Here is a 12,454-nt window from a genome sequence, read left to right as displayed (position 1 = left end):
TGCCCGGAAACAAAAGCAAAAATGCCGTTGTTAAAGCACCGAAGGCTGGTTTGCCCGGAAACAACGGCATTTCTCCCAGCCACTCCGGTTAAGCATGCTGGAACAGCGCGCGGTACTCGCCGTATCCTTCCTTTTCCAGATCTTCCTTTGGTACAAAACGCAATGCCGCTGAATTAATGCAGTAACGCAGGCCGTTCGGGCCGGGACCGTCGTTGAAGACATGCCCGAGATGGGAATCGGCTGTTTTGCTGCGGACTTCGGTGCGGATCATCAGATGGCTGAGATCCGTTTTTTCTTTGACCGAATAGTCGCGGATCGGGCGGGTGAAGCTGGGCCAGCCGCAGCCGGAATCGAATTTGTCCTGTGAGCTGAACAGAGGCTCTCCGGATACAATATCCACATAGATGCCTTCCCCGTGATGATCCCAGAATTCGTTGCGGAAAGGGGATTCGGTCGCATTGTTTTGCGTGACTTCATATTGCAGCGGCGTCAGGCGCTCCTTCAGACTTGCTTTATCCTCTTTGTGCTTCCAGTGACTCTCAATAAATGCGTCCCGGCCGGAGCCTTGGCGGTAGCGTTTATAGTGGCCGGGATTCTTGTGATGGTAACCCTGGTGGTACTCTTCCGCACGGTAAAACGGCTTGGCCGGCAGAATAGGCGTCACAATCGGAGCGGAGAAACGTCCGCTGGCCTGCAGCGCCGCCTTAGAGGCTTCCGCCTGCTGCCGCTGCTCTTCGGAGTGGGTAAAGATAGCGGTGCCGTATGAAGTTCCGCGGTCATAGAATTGCCCGCCGGCGTCGGTAGGGTCAATCTGCTGCCAGAACAGCTCCAGCAGCTTGGTATATGGGAAAATATCGGGTTGAAAGGTGATCTGCACCGCTTCCACATGACCCGTAGTTTCTGAGCAGACTTCCTCATAGGTCGGGTTAACGGTATGTCCGCCGGTATACCCGGATACAACCTCCACAATCCCCGGCAGTTCTTCAAAAGGAGATACCATGCACCAGAAGCAGCCCCCGGCAAATGTGGCTTTTTCTGTTTTACCGCTTATATTGTCAGCTTGAATATCACTCATGAATATCCCTCCATTCATAGATTGCAATTAAATAGATCACAATGTAATTATAAAACAAAAAGGCACAGCCTGCCAGCGGACCGCCATTCCTGCCTGCTCAGTCATTCCTTGGTCCAAAGCGACCGCGGGCGGAGCGCCAATACAGCCAGAGCGAGCACAACCACATAGACCAGGACCGCTATCAGCCCGTTCCGTGGATGGTCGAAGAGCTGGCCTCCAAGAAAAGCATATAAGGCGATGCCGGGGATTTTGCCGAGTCCGGATGCGGCGAGATAGCTCCAAAAGGGTAAACCGGCAGCCCCCGCGTAGATGTTAACCCCCATCTGCGGGATGACAGGAACCAGCCGGGCCAGCACCACGGCGGCAAACGGCCTCCGCTGCACGGCGGAAGTGAATTTGCCCAGGGCAGACACAGAAGTCAGATACTTCCCGGCTTTTTCCTTGAACATGTATTTAACAACAGCATAGATAACCGCCCCGGCCAGGGTGGAGGCACTCCAGCAGATCAGCGCAGCGGTCAGACTTCCATAGGCATAACCGTATATCCCGATGATCAGCTTGTAAGGAACCACAGGGAACAGCGCCAGTAGAGCGGCGGCACTGAGACCCAGAAACGCATTGTGGTCCTGGCGCAGCCAGGCCAGGATGTCATACCTGTAGATAAACGCGAGGAAAATCCCCGAAACATACAGCAGTACCGTCAGCCATTTTCTCATTCTACTATGCCCTTTCTATCCCTCATTCATCTCATCATACTGAAAAAAAAGCTTTTAATGAAGCAAAGATCATTTGTTGCCGCGACTTGTCACGGTATAATACGTCTAAAAGGAAAAGGAACTGCACACAGTCAAGGGAGATATGCTAATGAAAATTACCGGACGCACAAAGGTGGCGATAGTCGGCCTAGGCGACATTGCCCGCAAAGTTTATCTGCCGCTCCTTTCCCGCCATGATCAGGTAGAGGTGGTGGGGGTGCTCAGCCATTCGCCATCCACTGTGCAGGGGGTTGTCCATTCTTACCGTTTTCCCAGAGGCACTACAGATCTGAAGGAGCTGCTGTCCTGGGGGCCGGATGCAGTATTTGTGCATAGCCCAACCCCCACACATTATGATATTGTTATGAAATGTCTAAATCATGGAATACCGGTATATGTGGATAAGCCGCTGTCCTATGATCTGGAAGAATCCCGCCGGATGGCCGGCTTTGCTGAAGAGAAGGGGCTGCTGCTGGGTGTGGGCTTCAACCGCCGCTTCGCGCCCATGTATACGGCTGCCAAAGCCTGGCTGGACACAACAGGCGGCATCAGCGCCTGCCAGGCGTTCAAGCACCGGACCAGGCTGCAATCCGGCAGCAGCCGTGAGACTGTCCATGACGACCTGATCCATATCCTGGATCTGCTGCTCTGGTTATGCGGGGAAGATGCCGAGCTGCTGCACAGCAGTCTGAAAGCTGACGATGCAGGCCGGATGCTGCAATCTTCCGGGATGCTGGGCTGGAGCCAGGGGGCGACCGGTATGTACAGCATGGTACGGGATGCGGGTGCGGACCTGGAGAAGCTGGAGCTGCACGGCAATGGCAGGTCTGCAGAGGTTGCGGATATGGAACAGGCAACGCTGTACGAGACAGGTTCACTGCCGCGCATACAGCATTTCGGGAGCTGGGATACCGTGCTTGAACGCAGGGGCTTCAGCGGCGCGGTGAATCATTTTTTGAACAGTATAGACACACCTTTACAGTGCGGCATATCCGCTTCAGCCGTCCTGTCCAGCCATGAGCTGGCGGCGAAATTAGCCGATTGATGAAGGAGCAGAAAGGAGGAAACAACATGGATGATTACCGCAAATCAACGGAAGAACAAATTATCGAGAGCTACAAGCGGGATGAGGAAATGATGATCCTGGTTTTTGCCCAGTGGTGTGTGAACAACAAGCTGGACCCGCATGCGCTGTATCTTGAGGCCTATCCGCAGCAGGAAGGAAATGCGGCGCTGAGCCATGCGCTGTCACTGACTGTCCCTATTGATGAAGCGGGGTTTATTTCCGACGATACCGTGCTTGGGGTATTGTCCCTGTACAGCAATGATGACCTCGCATACGTTGTGTCTGAGGCAATAGCGGGGAGGAAAACGCGGCAAGACTCAGAGGGTTGAACTTTTTTTTGCCAAACGATGTTCATTGTGTTATAAATGTGTTAAAATTATATATACTAACTTATAGTAAGTTTCGAAAGTGAGAGGTGAGAATAATGGAAGAACATCAATTGACGATGTGCCCTCGATTCGAATCGGCCTTCTCCTTCTTAGGTAAACGTTGGAATGGACTTATTATTCAGACATTGATGAGCGGACCCAAACGGTTTAAGGATATTTCGGGTCTAATCCCGTCGATGAGCGATAAGATGTTGTCCGAACGAATGAAGGACCTGGAGTGTGAAGGAATTCTGGTACGCCATGTGTACCCGGAAACCCCCGTACGCATCGAGTATGAACTGACAGCCAAAGGCCGTGCGCTTGAGCCGGTTATGCAGCAGATTCAGTCTTGGGCGGAGAGCTGGGTCGAATAGCACCCGCTTAAATGTCCTGTGGATAGCCCCCTTTCCGGATGGAAAGCGGGGCTTTTTGCAAACAGCCGTAAAATAAAAATGCACATAACATGTCAGAATATAATATAATAGAAAAAAGTTGCTGCCTAACTCTGTCGTATGGCACATAGCCGTGTGATAATGGGGTATAGGTTTAATATGGCAACACCAACAGAAAAAGTATATGTTTACTGGGCGAAGTGAATTTAGCCAACAAAACTAAGCATATACTTTCGAAAATAGTTTTGTACGAAGCTAAATCAGGGAGTAATGCCAACCAAACTTTTAGGAGGCGAGGAAGATGACAACCACCTTGTTTTCCCGGGAAATAACCTATGGAAAAAAAGACGTTGCCGAACTGGAGAGTGCTTCAATCAGGGTGCAGCTAATTTATGACAAAGTGCTGTTCATGCTTCACAGCCACCTTCCTGATTCCTTGTGGAACGACTGGATCGGGGTACCTTATGAGATTATCTCTTCCTTATATAAAGGCGATAACGATAGCGGCAGTGTTTTTCAAAAATGGATTCAGAGCGAGGCGGGCTGGAAATGCATCGGTTGTGAGCGCCATTGCCTGGAGCCTTCGGCAGGTCCGGCGTTTCCATCCTCCAGACAGCAGCGCAGATTCACCTATCATAATGGCATCCGGCAGAGCATGGTGCTGCAGGCAGTGATTTGGTCGATGTATGAAAATACAGTGCTTTTCCAGCCCTATTTGGGTGAGGAAGCTTTTCTGAATGAAGCCGATCTGGACACGATTTCCACATATTTCGTACCTACCTACCTGAGCAAACAGCGTCTGACTGAAAACGGCAAGCGCTGCAAAGAATATCAGGAATCGAACATCCGGGTATATCAGGAGTGGATCGCTGCTCCCGATCTGGTGCTGCAGTGGAACGGAGGCCTGACCGAAGGCCGCTGGATGACTGGCGTCTATGTCGACCACTCGCGTTTTGCCGGGCTGGGACCATATTTGAAGGATGCACAGGGCAAGCGGACGTATATGCGGGCAAATGTGAAATAGTGTCATGAATAAGGGGATATCGTAATAAAAACACCTCGATTAAGGGGTGTTTTTTTGAAAATATAAGAATTTATATTTTTCACGCTATAAATTATCATTCTATTTCTCGCTGAACCCCCCCGTCCTTTAAAAGGACGGCGTAGCCGTTTCCACTTGTATGCATCTCGTGTGTATTTGTTGTGTTTAGGAACACAATCGTAAAACTATGCTTCATCCCGGTTGTTTCTTCTTCTGATCCAGAACACCGTACCCAGGATGATCAGTCCGACAGCTGTGGAAATCATCAGAATGGCCGGTCCGGTACCGGTGCCATGAGAGGATTTTCCGGTTGAGCCCATCCAGGCGGCGGTGATGACGCATAACGCGACAAGAATGGCCAGAACTGCACCCAATATGCTTCGGCCATTAGCCGTCAGATTCCCGCTGCCCGGCCCTGCATAGGAACCGTTCCAGATAATCCGTACCAGGTAAGAACCCACACCGATAAGAAAAATAACGTAGTTGCTCATGGGATATTCAAGCCAGTGAATTCCGTAATTTTGCAGACCCATATCCGCGAGCAGCAGGAAGGCCAGCAGGATAAACGCCTGATTCCCCGCCTTGTGCTTGTTTTGCAATTGTCTTTCGTCCAGATTAGTTCTCCCCATGCTTATCACCCTCCCAAAAAAGTTCATCCAGCGTCTTCCCTAAGGTCAAGCAAATCTCAATACACAACCTGATCGTGGGATTGTAATCACCGTTCTCGATGGCGATAATCGTCTGTCTGGTCACTCCCACAGCGTCTGCCAGCTGCTTCTGCGACATATCTTTTGCCGCTCTGGAGGCCTTCAGCCTTAAATTTTTCCCCATTCCATCACCTCGTCTAAAATGTAATATATATCATTCTTAATGTCAAATATATTTTACATATGCAGAGTTAGAGAGGGTCATCGTTGAACTTATCTTCCTAAACTATGTTTGAGATCCTGACGTTCATTAAAATTTTTTATATTTAGTGCGTACAATCACAAGCCGCCACACCTGCCCGCGTTAAGGTAAGAGGGTAAAAGAAAACCTAAACCAACAACGTAAGGGAGGGGCCAGCATGACGGCCAAACAATTGAACAATACAGTGACGGAAGGTTCCGTCCATTTTTCCGGTGAAGCGATGGTAAGGGATATCGTCCTTCAATTCCCCAAAGCGGCGGATTATTTCAAGGCACAGCGGATTGATTTCTGCTGCGGAGGCGCAAAACCTCTGGTAGAGGCTGCAGCAGAAAAAGGGCTTGATACAGGAGCAGTGCTCCAGGATCTGAACAAGCTGCTGGCCGAGCATCCGGTGCTGGAAGAAGATTCGGCTTGGAACGAAGCTTCATCAGAAGAGCTGGCCGACTACATTATCAATAAGCATCACAGATATTTGCGCGAGGAGCTGCCGCTGATTGCCCAGAATGTGACCAAGGTCTTCCGGGTACACGGCGAGGACTCCCCGCATTTGGCGGAAGTGTACCGGCTGTTCCATACGCTGCGGGAGGAATTGCTGGAGCATACGGCCAAGGAAGAAGAAAGCGAGTTTCCCAAAATGCTTGCTTATGAAAAAAATCCTACAGAGGACGGCTTGACCGAGCTGCGCGGACTTCTGCGTACGCTGGAAGCGGAGCATGACGGGGCGGGCGATATTTTGCGCGAGCTGCGGAGAGTTACCAATGATTACACACCGCCGGAGCACGCCTGCACAACCTACCGTCTCACCTATGCCCGGCTTGAAGAGCTGGAGGGAATGACCTTTGAGCATGTCCATCTGGAGAATAATATCCTGTTCCTGCGTTACCAATAGAAGCTTGAGCAGTTTCACGAGTCCCTTCGGGGACTTTTTTTTAGCAATGGGGCAGGAAGAATTGAGAATGGCATCCGATTACGTTATTCTTAAAAAGACTATGTATTTCATCAAGACATGCCTGAGCAGCAGCGGAGACTGAGAGCGGGCGGAAGAAGGCGGTGCCGGAAATGTCCGCGAAATGGGTGTGGCGCATTTGGCTGGGAATATTAATAATCGCAGTAACGGGCGGCTGCTCTTCGGTGCTTGACGCCCAGAACGAAGGGAACAACGGCGGAGCCGGGAATGCAGGACCTGCGTTTTCGGTGCGTGTCGGTGACAGCGAGCTGGCCGGAAGCTCGGGGGGACAGATAAGCGAGGCTTATAAGGATGGCATGCCGCTGATTGAACTGCTCAAGAGGAGTGGGGTAGCCACATTGGCGGAAGATGGGAACAGCCTCTTGACAGTCAACAAAGTATCTCTGAGTCCCGAGTGGATTTGGGGAATACAATTGAACGGCAAAAAAATATTGGATTGGAACAGCAGCGTTGACCGCAGCGACAGCATCCTTATTGCGGCAGAACCCAAGGCAGCCGGGGCCGAGCAGCAGCCGGTCATTTTTACTGTGAATGGCGGAAGCGAGCAGCCGGAAATGACTCATTCGTATGTGCTGCCGTATTCTGAGGATCTGTCCGTCCGGGGTGTGCTGAAGAGCAGCGGTATGGTTCTATTGGCCGAAGACAATAAGACAGTGATCAGCATAATGGATTATAAGCCGCTCAGCAATGAGGCATGGACACTGAAGGTCAACGGCAAGCAGCTGCTGGACAGTGGAATCGATATGAAGCTTAGGCCCCAGGATACCTTGGAGGTAGCACTTGTGCTGCGTTAGTGGAAGAGTATAACACCAGATTTCTTTTGCTTATATGCTCGGGAATCTGGTATTTTTTTGTCCAAAAAGGCAAATGGTTAACTCACTGAAATTATGTGAAAATCTTCACATTTAATGTGATTGCAATCACAAAGCCTGTTCGAAAATCACCAGTATAATTTCACTATCAGATGTATTGTGATGAAATGCAGATGGTTTGAGGAGGGGCACAACAATGACAGTGGAGAGAGAAAAGCTAGTACTCATTGGTAACGGTATGGCAGGTGTCGGGACGGTAGAGCAGATTTTGAAGCTTGGCGGCGCTTATGATATTACTGTATTCGGCAGCGAGCCGCATCCCAATTACAATCGGATAATGCTGTCCTACGTGCTTGAAGGAAGTAAAACCATAGAAGAAATCGTGCTGAATGACCGCCAGTGGTATGCGGATCACAATATTACGCTGCACACAGGAACGACCGTGGTCCGAATCGATGAAGCGGCACGGCAGATTATCACAGATAACGGGATGTCGGTTCCTTTTGACAAGGCCATCATTGCTACAGGGTCCAATTCGTTCATTCTGCCTGTACCGGGCAGCGACAAGGAAGGGGTAGTGGGCTTCCGCGATATTGCCGATTGCGATGCAATGATTGCCGCAGCCAAGACGTACCGCACGGCGGCAGTGATCGGCGGCGGACTGCTCGGACTGGAAGCAGCCAAAGGGCTTGTGAACCTCGGCATGGATGTTACAGTCGTACATCTGCTGGAGGATCTGATGGAACGGCAGCTGGATCACAATGCTTCAGCTATGCTTCAGGCGGAGCTTGCGCGCCAGGGCGTGAAATTTGCCATGGGCAAACAGACGGTTGAACTGACCGGGGACGAACGTGTCAACGGACTGCGTTTCAGTGACGGAACGGAGCTGGCAGCGGATTTTGTCGTTATGGCTGTTGGGATTAAGCCGAATACGCAGCTGGCCAGAGAGAGCGGCATTACGGTTAACCGCGGGATTGTCGTTGATGATTATCTGCAAACCTCGATCCCGGGTGTATATTCCGTCGGCGAATGTACAGAACACAGAGGAACCTGCTACGGTCTGGTAGCACCGCTGTTCGAGCAGGGAAGTGTGCTTGCGAAGCACCTCTGCGGCGTACCGACTCAGCCTTATGAAGGATCGGTTGTAGCCACCAAGCTGAAAATCTCCGGAGTGGATGTTTTCTCTGCCGGTGAATTCACGGAAACCGCTGAGCATACGGTCATTTCGGCCAAGGATGAATGGAAGCGGACCTACAAGAAGATTTTGCTCAAAAATAACATTATCGTCGGTGCAGTGCTGTTCGGTGATGTTACGGAATCGGCAAATCTGCAAAAGCTGGTGAAGCAGGGTGCAGAGATGACCGACGAGATTTACAGCGAGGTTATGGGCACCGGCTGCTGCGGCGGAGGCGGAGCCAAGAAGGGCTTGTCGGTAGAGACGATGGCGGATGAAGAGATTGTCTGCGGCTGCAACGGCGTGACCAAAAAGGCCATTGTAGATGCCGTTACGGAGAATGGCTTCACGACTGTGGATGAGATCAAGGCCTGCACCGGAGCTACCCGTTCCTGCGGCGGCTGCAAGCCGGTCGTTGAGCAGATCCTGCAGTTTGTCCTTGGGGACAGCTTCCAGCAGGGCGCCAAGCAGGGAATCTGCGGCTGCACCACCTTGAGCCGGGATGAAATTGTGGCCGAAATCACCGCGAAAGGCCTGAAAACGACCAAAGAAGTCATGAATGTGCTGGGCTGGAAGCAAGCTGAGGGCTGCTCGAAATGCCGTCCGGCTGTGAACTATTATCTGGGTATGCTTTACCCGGATACGCATGAGGATGAGAAGGAATCGCGCTTTGTCAATGAACGGATGAGTGCGAATATTCAGAAGGATGGCACCTTTACGGTTGTGCCGCGCATGTACGGCGGGGTTACCACACCGGAGGATTTGAAGCGGATTGCCGATGTCTCCTTGAAATATGATGTAAAAGTGGTGAAGGTAACCGGCGGACAGCGCCTGGACCTGATTGGGGTCAAAAAAGAGGATGTGCCTAAAGTATGGGAAGAGCTTGATATGCCATCGGGTTATGCCTATGCGAAATCGCTCCGTACCGTAAAAACCTGTGTAGGTTCCCAGTTCTGCCGGTTCGGCACTCAGGATTCTATGGGTATGGGGGCATTGCTTGAGCGCAAATACGAGCGTCTTGATTTTCCGGCCAAGTTCAAGATGGCGGTTAACGGCTGCCCGCGCAACTGTGCGGAATCCTGCACCAAGGATATCGGCATCGTCGGCAACGATGGCGGCTGGGAGATTTTTATTGGCGGTAACGGCGGAATCAAGCCGCGGATCGCTGACTCCTTCTGCAAAGTGAAAACCGATGAAGAGCTGATTGAGGTCTGCTCCGCAGTCATGCAGTATTACCGGGAGACCGGCAATTATCTGGAGCGGACCTCCGAGTGGGTGGAACGCATCGGGCTTGAGCAGATCCAGCGGGTGATTCTGGACAACGAAGACAACCGCAAGGAGCTGGCGGCCCGGATTGATTTTGCCCTGGCACAGGTTTCAGATCCGTGGAAAAAAATGCTGGATGACCAAGAGACGCGTACCGCATTGTTTGAACAGACCAGAGTCTGACCTATACCGACTTGAGGAGGAGAGAGCACGATGAAAACTGCGACACAAGAATATGCTGTAGGCAAGACGCAGGACTTCCTGCTGCAGATTGGGCGGGTTGTCGTTGCAGGCGGGGTGGAGCTGGCAATATTCCGCACCTCTGACGGAGAGATTCATGCCATAGAGAACCGCAGTCCGCATCCAAAAGGCGGTCCGCTGGCTGAGGGTATCGTCTCCGGCAGCTATCTGTATGATCCGCTGTATGACTGGAAGATCGATCTGCGCAGCGGCGAAGTGCAGGCCCCGGATCACGGCAAGGTGAAGGTATACCCGGTAGAGCTGGACGGAGATCGTGTAAAGGTCTGCTTGTAGGCTGGCATCAACTATTTTAATGAGGAATGGCGGGGTGGACGGGTGTTTACGCAAAGTGTGGAAAATATCGTAGAGACGGCAGCAGCCAAACGTGACAAAATGAATGAAAGTCTGCCGAAATATTTTCTTGCCGCATTGTTGGCCGGAGCATATGTAGGTATTGGTATTATTCTGATTTTTTCGCTGGGAGCACCGCTGGCGGCGGTCAAATCGCCTTTTCAGCCGCTGATTATGGGGACGTCCTTCGGGATTGCCCTGACGCTGGTGGTCTTCGCCGGCTCGGAGCTGTTCACCGGGAACAATATGTTTTTCACCGTAAGCACCCTTGCCGGCCGGACCAGCGTGTGGGATACAGTGAAGAACTGGATCATCGTCTTTATCGGGAATGTAGCCGGTGCTGTGGTTCTGGCTCTGCTGATCCGGGGCACAGGATTGTTCAGCGCTGCTCCGGCAGAACATCTGATCTTCACCGCAGCCGCCAAAAAAATGAGTCTGCCCTTCTCTGAGCTGTTCTTCCGCGGTATTCTCTGTAACTGGCTGGTCTGCCTGGCACTATGGATGGCCTCGCGCGCCAAAAGTGAAACCGCTAAGCTGGTGCTGATCTGGTGGTGTCTGTTCGCCTTCATCGCGAGCGGCTATGAGCACAGTGTGGCCAATATGACGCTGCTGAGCGTAGCGGTGCTGCTGCCTAACCACCCGGAAACGGTCAGCCTGGCCGGATGGTTTCATAATATGATTCCTGTGACCTTAGGCAATATTGTTGGCGGCGGCGTATTTGTCGGCATGGCCTATTGGCTGATTTCCCCGGTGCGGGCCGCACGGCCAGGCGTTGTCAGCGGGACCAAAAAACAAGTAAGCTAGCACTTTAGCAGAGCCCTGTGGTCGAATGACCGCAGGGCTTTTTTGGTATGAGCGCTGTTGAAAACTTGTCCAGTCACTGAATGAAGGACAGGGGCAGCTCCGTGGTAATTACATAAAAAAAGACGCCGGACAAGGCGCCTTTGACCACTCTATTAGTTTATGCAATAATTCCGGGTCATATATGATTCATTGAGGAGAATAGAGGGTATTAGTATTAGGAAATTAAATGCGGCAAATTTCGTTCGGACATAATTCACAGTGGCAGATGTCCTGAAGCATCGAAAGATCCTTGATGACGATCATGCCGTTCTCATATTCCACAGCATCTTTTTTACGCAGATCGCTCAGCATCCGGTTGACGCTCTCACGGGTAGCACCGATCATGTTGGAGAGATCCGTATGCGTAATTTTTTTGTTGATCAGAATGCTGTCCCCGGACTTCTCCCCATAGGTATTGCCCAGCCGGATCAGCGTGGAGCAGAGTGCGCCTGGCTTGCCGTACATCATCAGATCACGGAATTTGGTCTGGGTGAGACGGTGATGGATACCCATCCATTTCATAAAGTCTATCGCAAAATCACAATGCTGGCAGATCAGAATCTCCAGATCCTTCTGCTCGATAACGCCAACTTCACTTTCCTCAATCACTTCGGCGGTAAAGCTGTGCTTGGTGCTGAAGAACGGGTCTGCCTGACCTACCATGTCGCCTGCCTGATACATATACAGAATGAGTTCCTTGCCTTCGTCGGTAGATTTGGTTAATTTCACACGTCCACGTTTGATATAAAACAATTTATCCGAGTAGTCGCCCTCCCAAAACAGGTGAGAGCCCTCCGGCACCATACGCTCTTTCATTGTGACCAGAAGCCGGTTAAAGTTCTGTTCGGAGAAACAGTTTGTATTTCCGTGGGCTTCGATAACATTATAATGTTCCTTTATCATAATCGACATCCCCTTTATTCCCTCAGTTTTTCAGTAAATTTTAAATTAATTATACATTGAAATTCCTCTTTATGGGTGAATATTTTCCCGAAAAAGTGTCGAATTTTTAACATTGTGATAATTTTCACTTCAAAGGTGTGAGATTTAATATGATTTTGGCCTTAATCGGGGACAAAGTCTTTTCTAGCATAACGCAATCTGTTGATTTCTTTCAACTCCGTAAAAATGCACATAACTCTGTTATCGGCTGACATTGGCCTTCTTTCTTCTGAGAGCTACGCTGGAAGTGAG

At 51.0% G+C, this 12,454-nt stretch carries 14 protein-coding genes; 9 read left to right on the top strand and 5 right to left on the bottom strand.

Annotated features, from left to right (window positions below; genetic code table 11):
• Positions 1-88: 88 nt before the first annotated feature.
• Both msrB and PRIO_RS23375 read right to left on the bottom strand, forming a co-directional pair.
• A complete protein-coding gene (gene msrB, locus PRIO_RS23380; RefSeq protein ID WP_020429145.1) occupies positions 89-1,075 on the bottom strand; it encodes a peptide-methionine (R)-S-oxide reductase MsrB in 987 nt (328 codons plus the stop codon).
• Positions 1,076-1,176: 101 nt separating this feature from the next.
• Positions 1,177-1,791 (bottom strand): TVP38/TMEM64 family protein, encoded by a 615-nt coding sequence (locus PRIO_RS23375; protein ID WP_020429146.1) that lies wholly within the window; start codon positions 1,789-1,791, stop codon positions 1,177-1,179.
• A 148-nt stretch (positions 1,792-1,939) separates the two neighbouring features.
• On the opposite strand from PRIO_RS23375, the gene PRIO_RS23370 reads away from it, so the two are divergent.
• The 4 genes from PRIO_RS23370 to PRIO_RS23355 all read left to right on the top strand — a co-directional run bounded on the left by PRIO_RS23370 (position 1,940) and on the right by PRIO_RS23355 (position 4,680).
• Positions 1,940-2,875, top strand: a complete 936-nt coding sequence (locus PRIO_RS23370; protein WP_020429147.1) for a Gfo/Idh/MocA family protein — start codon at positions 1,940-1,942, stop codon at positions 2,873-2,875.
• A 26-nt stretch (positions 2,876-2,901) separates the two neighbouring features.
• Entirely contained in the window at positions 2,902-3,225 is a 324-nt protein-coding gene (locus tag PRIO_RS23365) for a hypothetical protein (RefSeq protein ID WP_020429148.1), read from the top strand.
• Between the two features lie 95 nt (positions 3,226-3,320).
• On the top strand, positions 3,321-3,638 hold the full coding sequence (locus tag PRIO_RS23360; protein WP_020429149.1) for a winged helix-turn-helix transcriptional regulator: 318 nt from the start codon (positions 3,321-3,323) through the stop codon (positions 3,636-3,638).
• Positions 3,639-3,957: 319 nt separating this feature from the next.
• On the top strand, positions 3,958-4,680 hold the full coding sequence (locus tag PRIO_RS23355) for a hypothetical protein (protein WP_020429150.1): 723 nt from the start codon (positions 3,958-3,960) through the stop codon (positions 4,678-4,680).
• A gap of 203 nt (positions 4,681-4,883) precedes the next feature.
• On the opposite strand, the gene PRIO_RS23350 is transcribed toward PRIO_RS23355, so the two are convergent.
• Complete coding sequence (locus tag PRIO_RS23350) at positions 4,884-5,327, bottom strand: DUF6773 family protein (protein WP_020429151.1); 444 nt, start codon at positions 5,325-5,327, stop codon at positions 4,884-4,886.
• Entirely contained in the window at positions 5,314-5,529 is a 216-nt protein-coding gene (locus PRIO_RS23345; RefSeq protein WP_020429152.1) for a helix-turn-helix transcriptional regulator, read from the bottom strand. The genes PRIO_RS23350 and PRIO_RS23345 overlap by 14 nt, the downstream gene beginning before the upstream one ends.
• Positions 5,530-5,779: 250 nt before the next feature.
• Here PRIO_RS23345 and ric point away from each other — a divergent pair, with 250 nt between their 5' ends.
• The 5 genes from ric to PRIO_RS23320 all read left to right on the top strand — a co-directional run bounded on the left by ric (position 5,780) and on the right by PRIO_RS23320 (position 11,221).
• Positions 5,780-6,496, top strand: a complete 717-nt coding sequence (gene ric, locus PRIO_RS23340) for an iron-sulfur cluster repair di-iron protein (RefSeq protein ID WP_039788817.1) — start codon at positions 5,780-5,782, stop codon at positions 6,494-6,496.
• Between the two features lie 170 nt (positions 6,497-6,666).
• Positions 6,667-7,368 (top strand): hypothetical protein, encoded by a 702-nt coding sequence (locus tag PRIO_RS23335; RefSeq protein WP_020429154.1) that lies wholly within the window; start codon positions 6,667-6,669, stop codon positions 7,366-7,368.
• 214 nt (positions 7,369-7,582) lie between these two features.
• Entirely contained in the window at positions 7,583-10,009 is a 2,427-nt protein-coding gene (gene nirB, locus PRIO_RS23330) for a nitrite reductase large subunit NirB (protein ID WP_020429155.1), read from the top strand.
• Positions 10,010-10,039: 30 nt separating this feature from the next.
• Positions 10,040-10,360 (top strand): nitrite reductase small subunit NirD, encoded by a 321-nt coding sequence (nirD, locus tag PRIO_RS23325; RefSeq protein WP_020429156.1) that lies wholly within the window; start codon positions 10,040-10,042, stop codon positions 10,358-10,360.
• Positions 10,361-10,402: 42 nt separating this feature from the next.
• The gene (locus PRIO_RS23320; RefSeq protein WP_020429157.1) at positions 10,403-11,221 is read left to right on the top strand and encodes a formate/nitrite transporter family protein; all 819 of its coding nucleotides are present in this window, start codon (positions 10,403-10,405) and stop codon (positions 11,219-11,221) included.
• A 222-nt stretch (positions 11,222-11,443) separates the two neighbouring features.
• Here PRIO_RS23320 and PRIO_RS23315 read toward each other — a convergent pair whose 3' ends face one another.
• On the bottom strand, positions 11,444-12,163 hold the full coding sequence (locus PRIO_RS23315) for a Crp/Fnr family transcriptional regulator (RefSeq protein WP_269847273.1): 720 nt from the start codon (positions 12,161-12,163) through the stop codon (positions 11,444-11,446).
• Between the last annotated feature and the right edge of the window lie 291 nt (positions 12,164-12,454).

This window comes from Paenibacillus riograndensis SBR5 (assembly GCF_000981585.1).
Lineage (GTDB): Bacteria > Bacillota > Bacilli > Paenibacillales > Paenibacillaceae > Paenibacillus_AQ > Paenibacillus_AQ riograndensis.
The sequence above is the reverse complement of the archived record's forward strand: the minus strand, read 5'-3'. Positions and strand labels throughout refer to the sequence as shown.